The following is a 14927-nucleotide window of genomic DNA, read 5'->3' on the forward strand; positions in this document are numbered from 1 at the left end:
CCGCAGAACGTCGCTCAGCGTGGCGCGGGTCATTTGAACTTGGCCACCATGTCCATGATGCCGGGAATGGTGTGAAGCTGGCTGGCGTGGGTGGGCTGGAAATACTGCTTCAGGCTGCGCTGGCTCAGACCGCCGAGAATGGTGAAGTAGTACATCTCATAGCCCGGCAATGCACAGCAGGGGTGATAGCCCCTGTCGATCAGCACGGTTGAGCCGTTCATCACATGGTAGGCATCGCCTGGCTCGTTGTCGACGCGCTGCAGCATCTGCAGGCCCGAGCCGTAGGAGGGCCGGAAGCGGAAGTTGTAGGTCTCGTCGTGGCGGCTTTCCTCGGGAAGCCTGTCGGTGTCATGCTTGTGGCTGGGAAAGCCGGACCAGCCGCCAGCCCCCACGGTGAACAGCTCCGACACCAGCAGGCGGCCGACCCGGCCATGATACTTGGTGCCGAAGATGTGCTTGATCTTGCGGTGCGTCTTGGTGTCGTCGGAGCCATATTGCACGATGTCAATGTCGGCTGCGCGCACTGCAAAGGGCTCCAGCACCTGATCGAAGCGGGCGCCTGCGACAAAGACTTCGGCCGTATCGCTTTGGCAGGTGAAGCGAGCTGTCATGCCGGTTGGCACATAGACGCCTTCGGGTTCGCCATCCCAGACATCGATGCCGCGACCGCCCAGGTCGGCATAACGGGCACTGCCCACCTCGACCACCACCGTGCCAGTGGCCGGAACGATGCAGGTCTCGTAGCCCGGCACGGCATAGGAAAAGCTCTCGCCGCGCTTCAGCCGCACGATGTTGAAGTAGTTGAGAGGCACCAGAGGGTGATCGACATCGACGATGGGCCGGTTGTGATTGTCGTGCGGAGGAATGTGCATTCGTGCTCTCTCAGCTGCAGGCAGGTTCAGGTGTGGAGGCAAGGAAGGATTGCAGTTCTGCCGCGTCAGGCATGGCAGGCGCACAGCCGACGCGCGACACGGTGATGGCCGCCGCCGCCGAACCGCGCAACACAGCATTACGCAGATCAAGGCCACTGGCCAGGCCGGAGAGAAAGCCACCCATGAAGGCGTCGCCTGCGCCGGTGGGCTTGAGGGCCTTCGTCGCATAGATGCCGGTGCGAAATTCCTCATCGCCCGATATCGTGACGGCACCCAGCTCACCCATCTTGTAGATGGCCGCGGCAGCGCCTTTGGCAACGAGGCTGCGCGCCATGGCGAGGCCATCCCCGCCCTGGCCCGCCAGAAGGCCGAACTCCACATCATTGCCGACTACCAGGTCACAAGCGCGGGCTGCGGCGAGGTTTACGTCGCGAGCTGCATCCTCCGATTCCCAGGAATAGGGCCGGTAGTCGATGTCGATGACGGTAACGAGGCCTGCGGCACGGGCTTTCGCCAGTGCCGCCATGGTGGCTGCGCGAGAACCGGGTGCAGCGAGCGCTGTGCCGGTGACGATGAGGGCGGCTTCGGCGCCGAAATCGAGCCCTGCCACGTCTTCCACCGAAAAGGCAAAATCGGCTGCTCCATTGCGGTAGATGACCGACTGGCAGTTTTCCAGCCGCGTCTCGACGACGGCGAGCGAGGTGCGCAGGCCGCCGCCCGCCATGCAGATGTGGTCACAGCCTACGCCATAGTGTTCGAGCTGGGCGAGACAGAAACGCCCTACGGCATCATCGGACAGGCAGCTGAGCAGCTGCGCCCTGGCGCCGAGCTTCACCAACTGCACCGCGATGTTGGCAGCCGAGCCACCAAGATGGGAGACGAAGCGGGAGGCCGCGGCAATGGGTGTGCCGGGTGGATCGGCATAGAAGTCCATGCCGGCGCGGCCCAGAACAGCGAAACCGTTGCCGCGCAGACGCTCTCTGGCATCAGCCAGGTTCATGGCTCAACTCCTTGCCGCAGCTTTCGAATTTCACGTTGCACCGGACCCCGGGAGACGTATAGAAAATCTGCAAGTGTTGCAAATTCTTCCTCCAAACGCGTGGCGGGTCGGCGCATGCCGGAAATTGGGATCGGGGTGGTGGGCGGCGGCTACATGGGCAAGGCCCATGCAGTGGCGCTGTCAGCTGTCGGTGCAGTCTTCAACACGGTGCTGCGGCCCCGTCTGGAGATGATTGCCGCCAGCAGCACCATGACGGCAGAGCGCTACCGCGCAGACTACGGGTTTCTTCGCGCGACCGGCGACTGGCGGGACCTGGTGGCGGACCCGAAGGTGGAAGCCGTTGTGATCGCCAGCCCGCAGGACACTCATCGGGTCATTGCCGAGGCCGCCTTCGCGCGCGGCAAGCCGGTCTTCTGCGAAAAGCCGCTGGGGGCTTCGCTGGCCGATGCCGAAGCGATGACCCGTGCGGCGGAAGCCTCCGGCGTGGCGCATATGGTGGGTTTCAACTACGTGCGCACGCCGGCCACCCAGTTTGCCCGCAAGCTGATCGCCGAAGGCGCAATCGGCAAGGTGACGTGGTTTCGCGGTGAGCATACGGAGGATTTTCTTGCCGATCCTGCGCTTCCGGCCACCTGGCGGACGCGCGGCATGGCCAATGGCGTGCTGGGCGATCTTGCCCCCCACATGCTCAATTGCGCGCTGGCGCTGATGGGCCCCGTGGCCTCGCTCTCCGCAATGGTGGAAACGGTGCACGCCACGCGCAATGGCGCAGCTGGCCCCGAGGCCGTGACCAATGATGACCATACCCAGCTGATGTGCCGCTTCGCGACTGGTGCCATGGGACATCTCTATTTCAGCCGGATCGCCACTGGCCGGAAGATGGGTTACGCCTACGAGGTGCATGGCACGGCAGGTGCGATCCGCTTCGACCAGGAAGACCAGAATGCGCTGTGGCTCTACCGCGCCGAGGGCCCCGAGGCCGAACGCGGCTTCCGCAAGATCCTGACAGGCCCCGTCCACCCGGACTATCTGGCCTTTTGCCAGGGCCCCGGCCACGGCACCGGCTACCAGGACCAGATCATCATCGAGGCGCGGGATTTTCTGGCCGCCATCGCGGCGGGAGTGCCGCAGTGGCCAAGCTTCCATGATGGGCTCGCGGTTTGGCGCATCGCCGATGCCGCAGCGCGATCTGCCATGGATGGCCGCTGGATTTCGCTCGACACAGAACACTGAACGCTGGAACGGGGACCACACGAAATGAGCAAGTTGAACTGGGGCATGATCGGTGGCGGCGAAGGAAGCCAGATCGGGCCTGCGCACCGGCTGAGCGCGGCCGTTGATGGTGAGTTCACCTTCGTGGCCGGCACCCTCGATCATCGCCCGGCCGAAGGCCGTGCCTTCGGCCGGTCGCTGGGGCTTGCTGCCGATCGCAGCTATGGCGACTGGCGCGAGATGCTGGCCGGCGAGGCGAAGCGGCCTGACCGCGTCGACCTCGTCACCGTTGCAACTCCCAATTCCACTCATTTCGAGATCACGCGGGAATTTCTCAAGGCGGGATTCCATGTGCTGTGCGAGAAGCCGATGACGGTGACGGTTGCCGAGGCCGAGGAGATCGTCCGGCTGACGCGCGAGACCGGCCGCATCTGTGCCGTCAACTACGGCTACACGGGATATGCGCTGGTGCGACACATGCGGGCCATGGTGGCGCGCGGTGATCTTGGCCGCGTGAGGCTCGTCGTGGCTGAGTTTGCACATGGCCATCATGCCGATGCCGCCAATGCGGATAATCCAAGGGTGCGCTGGCGCTATGACCCCGCGCAGGCCGGGATCTCGGCGCAGTTTGCTGACTGTGGCATCCATGCCATGCACATGGCGAGCTATGTGACAGGGCAGGAGGTGGAGCGGCTCTCCGCCGATATCGTATCGCTCATCGCCTCACGCCAGCTGGAGGACGATGCGATGGTGAATTTCCGCATGTCGGGCGGAACGGTGGGGCGGCTGTGGACCTCCTCGGTGGCGATCGGCCGCCAGCACGGGCTGACACTGCAGGTATTCGGCGAGAAGGGTGGGCTGCGCTGGGCGCAGGAACAGCCGAACCAGCTCTACTGGATGCCGCTTGGCCAGAGGCTGCAGGTGATCGAGCGCGGCGAGGGCAATCTCTCGCCCGAGGCCGACCGCGCCAGCCATGTGACGGTTGGCCATGCCGAGGGCATGCCGCTGGCCTTCGCCAACATCTATCGTGATCTGGCCAGCGGCATTCGTGCCCGTGCCTCGGGCCGCGCGCCGGACCCGGTGGCCGACCAGTATCCCAAGGCAGAGGATGGATTGCGCTCCATGGCGGCTATCGCGGCGGTGGTTGAGTCGGGCAAGGCCATGGGCCAATGGGTCGATGCGCGGCCGCCGATGTTCAGATAGCGGCCATTGGCTCTGTGTCAGAAATGAAAAGGGGCCGCCTTATCAGGCGGCCCCTCTCCTTTGATCAATCGTACTGCGCCGTCAGGCGGGCAGGACGAAGAACCAGTTCGCCCAGAGCACGAGAACCGCGCCCGCGATGAGCGTCAGGTAGGGCCACATGCCCGCCTTGCGCTCGCCCATGTCACCTTCCTTCAGGCCCAGATCCTCAAGTGCGCCCTTGGGGAACTTGCCGCCGTCCTGGATGTAGTGGCGGAAGTAGAACACCGGGATGATGAGCGCGGCGAAGATGAGGCCTGCCCACAGCGCGGTGTTGTAGCCCCAGACCTTGGCGCCAGCACCAAGGAACAGGGCGTTGACGAAGGCCAGCACCGTGTTGACGCCGATCAGGAAGGTGGGCGCCTTCCACGGACGCGCAACATGGCCGGAGTCCACGCGGTGAATCCAGCCGGCGTTGAGGTTCAGGAAGTTGAAGATGATATAGCCGACGTTGGAGATCGCCAGGACGAAGAAGTATCCTGCGAGGTCTGAGGCCAGAGCCAGCAGGAACACGTTGAAGGCGAGATCCGTCCACATGGCACGGGTTGGTGCGCCATGTTCGTTGACATGCGTCAGATAGCGCGGCAGCCAGCCATCCTTCGAGCCCTGATAGAGGGTGCGCGAGGAGCCGGCCATGGCCGTCATGATGGCCAGGAACAGCGCGAGGATCATCAGGATCACGAAGATCTGGGTGATCACCTTGCCGCCACCAACCATGTTGCCAAGCGCTTCGCCCACACCCGTGCCATCGACGATGCCAGGCGCCAGCATGCCTTCGAGACCCAGAACGCCCTGGAAGGAGAAGGGGATCAGGAAGAAGAAGACGCAGCACAGAAGGCCCGAGAAGAAGATGGCCTTGAAGGTGTCGGTCTTCGGGTTCTTGAGCTCGCGCGTGTAGCACACCGCGGTTTCGAAGCCGTAGGTGGACCAGGCGGCGATGTAGAGGCCGCCGAGGAACAGCGTCCAGCCACCCAGCGTCCAGCCAGCCGCATCAACGCCCGAATAGGCGGCGGTGGGCGGCACGAGGCCGGTGACATTGGCTGAGTCGATCGCACCAGTGAAGATCGGCACGAGGCCAACCAGCAGCAGCGGCACCAGCACGATGATGGCCAGCCACTTCTGGGCGGCCGCCGTGGAGGCAATGCCGCGATGCTGGATCGCGAAGATGATCAGCATGAGGATGACGCCGATCACGAAGGTGGAGTTGAAATGCAGGCTGCCAAGGCCTGGCACCGGGATGCTGAAGGCTTCCCATGTGCGGATCGCCGGAGTGAGCGCCTCGACGCCTGCCTGGGTGGCGACCGCCTTGATGGCGTCAGCTTCGGCAATGCCGGCATTGGCCGCCATATAGTCGATGACCGACTGGGTCTGCGCGGTGAACTGGCTGGCGTTTGCCGTCATCCAGTCGATGACCATCTGCGAGTCGCCTGCCGGAATGGGGAACAGCGCGTTGAGGATGTAGCCCGCGGCAATGGCGCAGCCCAGCGACAGCACCGGGCTCCAGGCGAACCAGTTGCACCACACCGAAAGCGGCGCGATGAACTTCGAGTAGCGCAGCCAGGCCGTGGCGCCGTATATCGAGGCGCCGCCTGACTTGTTGCCGAACATGCCGGCGATTTCGGCATAGGTGAAGGACTGCAGGAAGCCCATCACCATCGAGATGATCCAGACGAGGAAGGCGAGCTTGCCCGTCGTTCCGGCGATGCCGCCGATGGAGAAGAGAACCAGGGGCGGCACACCAGCCGCGACCCAGAAGGCTCCCTTCCAGTCCAGTGCCCGGACGAGTTCGCCCGAGTTTGCGTTATTTGACATTTTGTCGTTTCCTCCGTTGATCCCGGTTTTCACCTTGCTGCCGCCCCGATGTGTTCAGGAATGCGACAGAGACAAGGCAAAAGGTTACGAGGTTGCGGAGCGTAAACGCCGCTGTCCCCCCTCTAACCCCCGGAAACTACGTTTAATGTTGTTATATCGACGGTCAAGAAAAACTAGGCTAATGGTAAATCGGCATTGGCGTTGGACAGGGTTACCCGCTGGTGGCAAATTTCAGGAATGAGATGATGTCATACTTGTTGCAACGCAACATGCCGCCTCCTGCCAGTCGCATCCTGCGGCCTGGCCTTCGCAGGCTTGGTGCGCGGGTCGAGCGTTATCCGGTTGCAGGCGGTGGCAGCGTGGTGGTCGCCGTTGGCGAAGGTGACGAACTGCAACTCACCGACACCGAAGGTGGCCAGCCCTGCGAAGTCATGTTTTGCGATGGTACCGGCCAGTTTGACCCTACGGCACTTGGCGCCGCAGGCGACAGCGATGCGACGGGCTTCAAGGCCATGCTCGCCGGCGCCAGCGAGGGGGCGGTGCGCAGCCTTGCAGCGTTGCGGCGGCGCAACATAGACCCCGGCCGGGCGCGCGCTTCCCGTCTGTTCGGAGGCCAGAGTCCGGCGGGCAGCACGGCAAGGCTGGTGGTGGCGCGCGACGGACTGCTGATCGTGGCCGCGCCGGGCCAGCCCATGTCGCCCGAGGCACAGGACACGGCGACCGGGATCGAATTGCGGATCACGCGCGCTGCCAGGCCGGCGGGACAGGTGCTCGAAGTCTTGCCCGAACCCCTGGCGGATCCGTTGCAGGACATTCGGATCGCTGCGGCGACGGCCAGCGCCTATCTGGTGCGGGCGGGCGAGTGGATCCAGGTGATCGACGTATCAGGCCGTCAGTGTACGGATTTTCAGGCGCTGGCCGCCCGCAAGGTCGACAAGGGATTGGATTTCGCGCTCGACTCGACCGTCACGCGCACGCTGCTCGGGCGCAGCTACCCTACGCCGGGGCTTCCGTCGAAGGCCTTTGACCGCGAGTTCGAGCCCCTCGTCGAGATCGTACAGGACACGGTGGGCCGCCATGACGCCTTCGCCACCGCCTGCAACAGCCGCTATTACGATGACATGGGTTATCCCGGCCATGTCAACTGCACGGAGAACTTCAACAAGGCGCTTGCGCCCTACGGCGTCGCCGCCCGCAAGGGCTGGGAGGCGATCAACTATTTCTACAACACCAACATCGACCATCAGAACCAGCTCTACCTCGACGAGCCATGGTCGCGTCCGGGCGACTATGTGCTGATGCGCGCGCTGACCGACATCGTCTGCGTGTCTTCCTCCTGTCCAGATGACATCGACGCGGCGAATGGCTGGGATCCTACCGACATTCACGTGCGCACCTACGCAGCAACCGAAAAATTCTCCAGAGCAGTGGCTTATCGCATGACACCTGATGCAGACGTGCAGCTCACCCGCGAGACTGCCTTTCACCCGCGCCTTGCAGCGCTGACCCGCAATTACACTGAATACCGCGGCTACTGGCTGCCGACCCGTTTCAACAATGACGGGCCGATCGGCGAATACTGGGCCTGCCGCGAGAAATGCGTGGTGCTTGATCTTTCGCCGTTGCGCAAGTTTGAGGTGACGGGGCCCGATGCCGAGGCGCTGCTGCAATATTGCCTGACGCGTGATATCCGCAAGCTGTCGACGGGGCAGGTGGTTTATTCCGCCATGTGCTACGAGAACGGTGGCATGATCGACGATGGTACGGTGTTCCGCCTCGGCCAGAACAATTTCCGCTGGATCGGCGGTGACGATTATTCCGGCATCTGGCTGCGCGAACAGGCCGAGAAGAAAGGCTACAAGGCCTGGGTGCGATCCTCCACAGATCAGCTGCACAACATCGCGGTACAAGGCCCCAACAGCCGCGCCCTGCTCAAGGAGATCATCTGGACGTCGGCGGCCCAGCCTGCCATCGGCGAGCTCGAATGGTTCCGCTTCGCAGTGGGCCGCATCGGGCATTTCGAGGGTCCGCCGGTGGTTGTCTCTCGTACCGGCTACACCGGCGAACTCGGCTATGAGATCTTCTGCCACCCGAAGGATGCCATTGCCGTGTTCGATGCGGTGTGGGAGGCGGGCCAGAAGCATGGCATCAGCCCGATGGGTCTCGAGGCGCTCGACATGGTGCGCATCGAAGCGGGGTTGATCTTCGCCAACTATGAGTTCACCTCGGAAACCGACCCCTTCGAAGCCGGCATCGGCTTTACGGTGCCGCTCAAGACCAAGGCGGACGACTTCATTGGCAAGCAGGCACTCATCCAGCGCAAGGAGAACCCGCGGCGCAAGCTCGTTGGCCTCGAGATCGACTCAAACGAGGCGGTGGGCCATGGCGACTGCGTCCACATCGGCCGGGCCCAGGTGGGCGTGGTCACCAGCGGCATGCGCTCGCCCATTCTCGGCCAGACGATCGCGCTGGCCCGGGTCGATGCGCTCAACGCCGAGATCGGAACCGAAGTGGAAATCGGCAAGCTCGATGGCCTGCAGAAACGGCTGCCTGCCCGGATCGTCAAGTTTGCGCACTATGACCCGGACAAGACCCGCCCGCGCGGATGAGCATGGCCGGTCCGGCATGCGGACCGGCCTTCGGGCAGTTCAGGTGGTGCGCAGATAGGCTTCCATCGAGTCGTCCAGCGCATCTTTCCACGGCGTGTGATGCTTGGGGCTCATGGTGCCGGTCATCAGCGAGCGGTAGGCGTTGTTGCGGAAGCCCATGATGTCGTCCATCTTGTGATGCTCCCACTCCATGAAGGTCTTGTTGACGCCTTCAATGTCGAACTTTGGATAGTCGGTGGCGCTGATCAGTTCCTTCACGTAGTCGCCCTGGAACCAGATCATCTGTTCGGCGTCTGCGAGCTTCTTCTCGCGCTTCAGCCACTTCTTCCAGTCCTTTACCATGGCATCGGCCTTTGGCAGCTTGATGCGGCCCAGGATGATGTCGCGCACGTACCAGGCCTGGGCATCGAACATGTTGAAAGTGTAGAACTGGTCCTGCATGCCGATGTAGAAAAAGCGGGGATTGTCCTGCCAGACGACACCCTTGTAGAGCTTTTCTGGCCACATCCGGTTGGCGGTCTTGAGGCGCAGCTCTTCGGGCAGGAAGGGGAAGTGATGCTGGTAACCGGTGCACAGGATGATGGCGTCCACATCCTTCTTGCTGCCGTCCTTGAAGTAGGCTGTCTTGCCCACGACCTTCTGCAACAGCGGCCGCTCTTCGAAGTTGGACGGCCACTTGAAGCCCATCGGCTTCGAGCGATAGGTGGTGGTGACGGACTTGGCGCCATATTTCCAGCACTGCGAGCCTATGTCCTCGGCGGAGTAGCTGCGTCCGACGATGAGAATGTCCTTGCCCTTGAATTCCAGCGCGTCGCGGAAGTCATGGGCATGCAGCACGCGGCCGCTGAATGAATCAAGGCCAGGGAAGAACGGCACGTTCGGCGTCGAGAAGTGGCCCGATGCGCAGATCACGTAGTCAAAGTCTTCTGTGTACATCCTGTCATTGGCGCGGTCGTGGACGGTGACGGCGAATTTCTTCTTCTTCTTGCTGTAGTCCACCATGCGCACCGGGGTGTTGAAGCGGATCCACTTGCGCACGCCAGCCTTCTTGACCCGGCCCACAATGTAATCCCACAGCACGGCTCGCGGCGGGTAGGAGGCAATGGGCTTGCCGAAGTGTTCTTCGAAAGTATAGTCGGCGAATTCGAGGCACTCCTTGGGTCCGTTAGACCAGAGGTAGCGGTACATGGAGCAGTGGACGGGTTCACCATATTCATCGAGTCCGGTGCGCCAGGTGTATTTCCACAGACCGCCCCAGTCATCCTGCTTCTCGAAGCAGACCACCTCGGGGATCTTGGCTCCCTTCTTCTTGGCGGACTGGAAAGCGCGGAGCGCCGCAAGCCCTGACGGTCCGGCGCCGATTACTGCAACTCTGGTCATGTCATCTCCCTCGGTGGTAGCGTTCTTGTGAGTCAATCCGGATAGATGCCGGGGCTGGTTGGTTTGCCGTCGTCATGTGCCGACAGCCATTCGACTGTCGCTGGACGGTAGCGGGTGAGGCCCTTGTAGTCGATGAGCTCGGGCGGCAGGTCGCGCAGAACGCGGTGGAAGCGGCGGCCCCACTTCGGGATGGTGACCAGCTCTTCCATCTTGATCAGGTAGCAGCGGATCACGAACAGGATGGCATTGGAGCGCGGCAGACGCCACAGGCTCTGTAATTCACAGCGCAGGTGAACCTTGTTGCCGACATTCTCCGGCGTCACCGTGGCGCGATCGGGCCCCCATTTGTGATAGTTTTCCGGGCTGGTGTCGAGCCGTGGGTTGATCGTCATCGTCCAGTTGAGGCGCCGCACTGGCTTGCCTTGCTGGAGATTGAGCAGGAACTTCAGCGCGCGCTCGAACACGCCGATCTCGTGGGCCAGTGGCACGGGCCCGTGCCATTCGAAGAAGTTCATGCCGACGTCGAAATCAAGCGACCAGTCGGCCTGGGTGGTCACCATGCCGGCGTCCATCCAGAGGTTGCCATCGCGCTGGTCCACAATGCAGAAGTCACCCTGCGCCTGGCGGGTGATGAATTCGAATGGTTCCATCGGCAGGCTGGCCGCATCGCCGAAGGTGAAGGTCTGGTCAATGCCGAGGGGGCGGTTGATCCAGCGCCAGCGATCGCCGTCCTTGGTGAGCGAGAAGTGTTCCGGATAGGCGGCGGCCTGATGCTCCATCAACAGTTCGAGCGTGTCCCACTGCGCGGCCATCATATGTGGCAGCGCCTGGTAGCGCAGCGGATCTTCCTTGAGTACGAGCGCACGATCACGCATCTCGGCTACATAATGCTCATCGACGTCGATCGGGTTGTTGTAGGCATGGCCGGGAGGACCGGCTGCCACATGCGGCTCCATGTTCACCGCATACATGTACTTGTCTTCATGGAAGGGGAACGGGAAGCGGCGGATCGACTCCGGGCTGTTGCGAAAGGTGTAGTCTTCGCGAAAGGTTTCGTTCCGGAAATTGATGTTCATGCCGGTAGGTCTCCTAAAGGTCGAGCGTGACGGCGTTGCCCTTGATGCGTGAAACGCAGATCATGATTTTCCTGCCAGAAGCCTTTTCATCGGGCTCAAGGAAGTGGTCGTTGTGTTCGATGTCTCCTTCGCAGGAGATCACGGTCGTTTCACATTGTCCGCAGGCGCCGCCACGGCAGAGATATGGCGCGTCGATGCCAGCAGCCTCGACGGCCTCGAGGATGCTCTGGTGGGGCGCAACATCGATGGTGCGTGCGGAACGCGCCAGCTTCGCCTGGAATGCCTTGCCTGGCGGCGGCGCGAGGAACTCCTCCGAGTGCAGGTTCTCCTTCGGCCAGCCGTGGCTCCGGGCCTTGCCCAGCACACCGTTGATCATACCCGCCGGCCCGCACACATAGAGGTGGGTGCCAAGCGGCTGATTCTGGAGGATATCATCCACCGGAATGAACAGTTTCTCCTCGTCGCAGTAGATCTTGACGCGATGTGCACCGTAGCGCTGTTGCAGCTCTTTCCAGTAGGCGCCGTGGCTGCGGGTGCGCACTGCATAGTGCAGTTCGAAGGCACGGCCTTCGAGCTCCATCTGGTCCATCATGGCCATGAAGGGAGTGATGCCGATGCCGCCCGCCATCATGATGTGCTTACGGCCGCGGTGGTCGAAGGGGAAAAGGTTCACCGGCTGGCTCAGCACCAGAGTGTCGCCCTCCTTCAGCTTCTCGTGAAGGAAGGCCGATCCGCCGCGGGAGTTCTCGACCCGCAACACGCTGATCTCGTAGCCGCTGGTGTCACCGGGCGGTGACATGAGCGAATAGGGGTTACGGCGCAGCACCGGTCCGTCGCGCATCGACACGATGACATGGGCGCCGCCCGAGAACACCGGCATTGGCTGGCCGTCCACCCGCTCGAAGCGGAAGCGCCTGACCTTGTCGGCCACTTGCGTGATTTTCGCCACGCGAACCTTCATTTCGGTGTTGATGGTCAAGGAAAGAGTTCCTCCGGGTGGGGGGCCGTGCCCGGTTCCTCGGCATCGATGTTGACGCCCTGGAAGGCGCCGATGCGGCGCGAATAATGATCGCGCACCAGAAGCGAGAGCCCGCAATGCGTGCAGATGTAGGGGCTCGTCGTCACGTTCTCGGTGATGCCTTTGCAATGCACGCACTGCACCCGCCTGGCCATCGAGCCGCGATGCTCGCAACGGATGGAGCCATAGTCGATGCCGTGGTTCAGGGCGACCTGCATGGCCTGGCCGATGAACCCTTCAGTTCCGGCAAGGTAAAGGCGCGTGCCCATGTGGGTTTGCCCCAGCATCACGTTGAGACGGTTGAGCAGGACCGGAACCGAGGGCGCCTGCCAGATCGTGTCTGGTCCGAGGGCGGCGAGCGCCTTGTCGTGTTCGGCGGCGCGCGAGCCCGTGGCGACGTAGAGCACGTCGGCGGTTTTCAGGAAGTTGTTTCCCGCCTTGGCCGCTGCCTCCATCAGGGCAAGCGCCCCTTCACCCTCGAGCGCGAAGAGATGCCGCCTCGCGTTCGCGTCCACATTCAGGCCACCATAAACCGGGCGGCTCTTGATACCTGCAACCAGCATCCGCCGCGACTTTCCTCAGCCTACCGCTGTCCGCTTCTTCTTCTCCGGGTCATCGAAGGTGATGGTATGGGCGATGGCCTTCGCCTTGACGTTCTTGCCCCGGACCTCGAGGGGCGTGCCCTGCTTGGCGTAGGGCACATCGAGGCGGGCGATACCCATGCTCTTCTTGGTGAGCTTGGAGTAGCTCGGGCAGGTGATGACGCCAACCTTCTTTCCATCCGCCCAGATCTCGTCACCGAGATCGGTGGGACCGTCAGCCTCAACCAGCACGCCGAAGATCTTGAAGCGTTCCCGGCCCTTGAGCTTGTAGTGCTCCTCGGCGCCGCGGAAGCCGGTCTTGCCGGGGCTTACCGTGAAGTCGAGGCCCAGCTCCCACAGCGAATCGCCCGGGATCTGGTCCGGGAACGGATACATCTGAGAATTGTCATAGGGATAGAACAGCAGGTAGCTTTCAACGCGCAGCATGTCTAGCACGCTGAAGCAGACGGGAATGATGCCCATCGACTTGCCCTTGTCGAGGATCGTGTCCCAAACCATGGGGGCATCCTGGCCGCGCACGAAGATCTCGTAGCCGCGCTCGCCGGTGTAGCCGGTGCGCGAGATCATCACGGGGGCGCCGAACAGCGTCGTCTGCATGTGGTGGAAGTACTTGAGATCCCGGATGCCCGGGACGTGCTGTGCCAGGAAATCCACGGCGACCGGACCCTGCAGAGACAGGTCGTGGAGATCGTCGTCGAACAGCACGGCGACATTGCGGCCCATCGCCTGCTTGACGACTTCCTCATGCGCCGAGCCTGACCCGTGCACCAGCATCCAGGAGTTGGGACCCGTGCGATAGACGATGCAGTCGTCAGTGAACATGCCGCGCTCGTTGAGCATGCAGGCATAAACGGACTTGCCGGGATAGACCTTGGTGAGATCGCGGGTGGTGATGTAGTCGAGCACCGCGATGGCGTGAGGTCCGACGAGATGGACCTTCTTGAGACCCGACACGTCCATCAGTCCGGCCTTGGTGCGAACTGCGATGTGCTCGGCGTAGATGTCCTTGTCATAGGTCCAGGCCGTGCCCATGCCACTCCAGTCCTCGAGCTTGGACCCCAGCGCGCGGTGGCGGTCGGCGAGAGCGGAAAATCTCCATGACAAAGGCATCAGACGTCTCCTCGTTTCCTGTGTGGAATTAAATTTTCTTGGAGCTTACACCGGAATCCGGGAATCGCAAGTCGGCAAATCGCCGAACGCAGCGTTACGGCGGGGACTTCAAGACGGCATCGGGCTGCGCCGGGGCCTGCCATGTGGCGCTCTGCCCGGAACGGGCCGGTCGATCATCGCAAAGGTCTATCGTTCGTTGGCGTAGAAAAAGGCGATGGCTTGGGAACGGTTTTTCAGGTCGAGCTTTTCGTAGAGATTCCGCAGGTGAAATTTCACCGTGTTGATGGAGATGTTGAGCTCGGCGGCGAGTTCTGTATTGGTGCGGCCCCTGGCCAGAGCCGCAAGCATGGCCTTTTCGCGCTCGGTGAGCGTTTCGCGCGGGTCGCGCTTGAGGCTGCGCACATCCATGAATGGAAACACCATGCGGCCCGTGGCCACGCTGGTTGCGATGTCGAGGAGTTGCTGTTCGGGTGCGTCCCGGGTGCAAAAAGCTGCCGCGCCTGCTGCCATGGCGCGGCGCGGCACGTCCGGATCGCCGTCCGAGGCGAAAACGATGATCCGGGGCGCATTCGGCCGGTCTCGCAGGATGGCAAGCAAGCGCTCGGCGCCGAGCTGCGGAATGGCCCAGTCGACAATGCCGATGTCAACCGGAACCCTGAGGCAGCTTTCGAGAAAACCCTCCGCCGTCTTGGAGGTAGCGACCAGGCTGAAGCGCGGGTCACGCTCGAACAGGTCCGACAGGGCCTGAAGCATGATCGTGTTGGGATCAGCAATGATCAAACTGCGCAATTCGCTCACAAGGCCATACTAACGGGTAGGTATCCGTTCTGACAAGGATCATTTACAAAACTTTCAGGTGGGTAAAAAACAACCCGTATAGACGCCAATAGGCTGGTTTTTCGAGTGTTTTCAAGTCTTCCCCACCCGGTCATAACTGGACCATGCGGTCCGGAAGGGTCCGGACACGACAAAAACGGGAGAATGCGCATGCCGGGTA

The 14927-nt window shown here is 62.4% G+C and carries 12 protein-coding genes; 3 read left to right on the plus strand and 9 right to left on the minus strand.

Annotated elements, in window-relative coordinates; translation table 11 throughout:
- Positions 1-29: 29 nt before the first annotated feature.
- Positions 30-872, minus strand: coding sequence for a 5-deoxy-glucuronate isomerase (locus ACILRN_RS10320; protein ID WP_395687992.1), 843 nt, complete (start codon positions 870-872; stop codon positions 30-32).
- A 10-nt stretch (positions 873-882) separates the two neighbouring features.
- Positions 883-1872 (minus strand): PfkB family carbohydrate kinase, encoded by a 990-nt coding sequence (locus ACILRN_RS10325; RefSeq protein ID WP_395687994.1) that lies wholly within the window; start codon positions 1870-1872, stop codon positions 883-885.
- A gap of 114 nt (positions 1873-1986) precedes the next feature.
- Between ACILRN_RS10325 and ACILRN_RS10330 the strand changes: the two genes are divergently transcribed.
- Complete coding sequence (locus tag ACILRN_RS10330; protein ID WP_395687996.1) at positions 1987-3105, plus strand: Gfo/Idh/MocA family protein; 1119 nt, start codon at positions 1987-1989, stop codon at positions 3103-3105.
- A 24-nt stretch (positions 3106-3129) separates the two neighbouring features.
- On the plus strand, positions 3130-4287 hold the full coding sequence (locus ACILRN_RS10335; RefSeq protein ID WP_395687998.1) for a Gfo/Idh/MocA family protein: 1158 nt from the start codon (positions 3130-3132) through the stop codon (positions 4285-4287).
- Positions 4288-4368: 81 nt separating this feature from the next.
- Here the strand turns inward: ACILRN_RS10335 and ACILRN_RS10340 are convergent, their stop codons facing one another.
- Positions 4369-6135, minus strand: a complete 1767-nt coding sequence (locus ACILRN_RS10340; RefSeq protein ID WP_395688000.1) for an APC family permease — start codon at positions 6133-6135, stop codon at positions 4369-4371.
- Between the two features lie 269 nt (positions 6136-6404).
- On the opposite strand from ACILRN_RS10340, the gene ACILRN_RS10345 reads away from it, so the two are divergent.
- On the plus strand, positions 6405-8744 hold the full coding sequence (locus ACILRN_RS10345) for a DUF1989 domain-containing protein (RefSeq protein WP_395688002.1): 2340 nt from the start codon (positions 6405-6407) through the stop codon (positions 8742-8744).
- A 39-nt stretch (positions 8745-8783) separates the two neighbouring features.
- Here ACILRN_RS10345 and ACILRN_RS10350 read toward each other — a convergent pair whose 3' ends face one another.
- The 6 genes from ACILRN_RS10350 to ACILRN_RS10375 all read right to left on the minus strand — a co-directional run bounded on the left by ACILRN_RS10350 (position 8784) and on the right by ACILRN_RS10375 (position 14719).
- On the minus strand, positions 8784-10124 hold the full coding sequence (locus ACILRN_RS10350) for an NAD(P)-binding domain-containing protein (protein WP_395688004.1): 1341 nt from the start codon (positions 10122-10124) through the stop codon (positions 8784-8786).
- A 32-nt stretch (positions 10125-10156) separates the two neighbouring features.
- Entirely contained in the window at positions 10157-11200 is a 1044-nt protein-coding gene (locus ACILRN_RS10355; RefSeq protein ID WP_395688006.1) for a heme-dependent oxidative N-demethylase family protein, read from the minus strand.
- Between the two features lie 13 nt (positions 11201-11213).
- A complete protein-coding gene (locus tag ACILRN_RS10360; protein WP_395688008.1) occupies positions 11214-12179 on the minus strand; it encodes a PDR/VanB family oxidoreductase in 966 nt (321 codons plus the stop codon).
- A complete protein-coding gene (locus tag ACILRN_RS10365) occupies positions 12176-12781 on the minus strand; it encodes a dimethylamine monooxygenase subunit DmmA family protein (protein ID WP_395688011.1) in 606 nt (201 codons plus the stop codon). The genes ACILRN_RS10360 and ACILRN_RS10365 overlap by 4 nt, the downstream gene beginning before the upstream one ends.
- Before the next feature lie 15 nt (positions 12782-12796).
- A complete protein-coding gene (locus ACILRN_RS10370; RefSeq protein ID WP_395688012.1) occupies positions 12797-13930 on the minus strand; it encodes an aminomethyltransferase family protein in 1134 nt (377 codons plus the stop codon).
- A gap of 186 nt (positions 13931-14116) precedes the next feature.
- The gene (locus ACILRN_RS10375; protein ID WP_395688013.1) at positions 14117-14719 is read right to left on the minus strand and encodes a response regulator transcription factor; all 603 of its coding nucleotides are present in this window, start codon (positions 14717-14719) and stop codon (positions 14117-14119) included.
- Between the last annotated feature and the right edge of the window lie 208 nt (positions 14720-14927).

The organism is Aestuariivirga sp., from assembly GCF_044238155.1.
In the GTDB taxonomy this organism is placed as follows: Bacteria; Pseudomonadota; Alphaproteobacteria; order Rhizobiales; family Aestuariivirgaceae; genus Aestuariivirga.

Excerpts from the sequence above, each read along its gene's own strand:
- ACILRN_RS10335 (WP_395687998.1), top strand. The coding sequence starts at position 3,130 with ATGAGCAAGTTGAACTGGGGCATGATCGGTGGCGGCGAAGGAAGCCAG.
- ACILRN_RS10330 (WP_395687996.1), top strand. The coding sequence starts at position 1,987 with ATGCCGGAAATTGGGATCGGGGTGGTGGGCGGCGGCTACATGGGCAAG.
- ACILRN_RS10345 (WP_395688002.1), top strand. The coding sequence starts at position 6,405 with ATGCCGCCTCCTGCCAGTCGCATCCTGCGGCCTGGCCTTCGCAGGCTT.
- ACILRN_RS10325 (WP_395687994.1), bottom strand. The coding sequence starts at position 1,872 with ATGAACCTGGCTGATGCCAGAGAGCGTCTGCGCGGCAACGGTTTCGCT.
- ACILRN_RS10340 (WP_395688000.1), bottom strand. The coding sequence starts at position 6,135 with ATGTCAAATAACGCAAACTCGGGCGAACTCGTCCGGGCACTGGACTGG.
- ACILRN_RS10350 (WP_395688004.1), bottom strand. The coding sequence starts at position 10,124 with ATGACCAGAGTTGCAGTAATCGGCGCCGGACCGTCAGGGCTTGCGGCG.
- ACILRN_RS10370 (WP_395688012.1), bottom strand. The coding sequence starts at position 13,930 with ATGCCTTTGTCATGGAGATTTTCCGCTCTCGCCGACCGCCACCGCGCG.
- ACILRN_RS10365 (WP_395688011.1), bottom strand. The coding sequence starts at position 12,781 with ATGCTGGTTGCAGGTATCAAGAGCCGCCCGGTTTATGGTGGCCTGAAT.
- ACILRN_RS10355 (WP_395688006.1), bottom strand. The coding sequence starts at position 11,200 with ATGAACATCAATTTCCGGAACGAAACCTTTCGCGAAGACTACACCTTT.
- ACILRN_RS10320 (WP_395687992.1), bottom strand. The coding sequence starts at position 872 with ATGCACATTCCTCCGCACGACAATCACAACCGGCCCATCGTCGATGTC.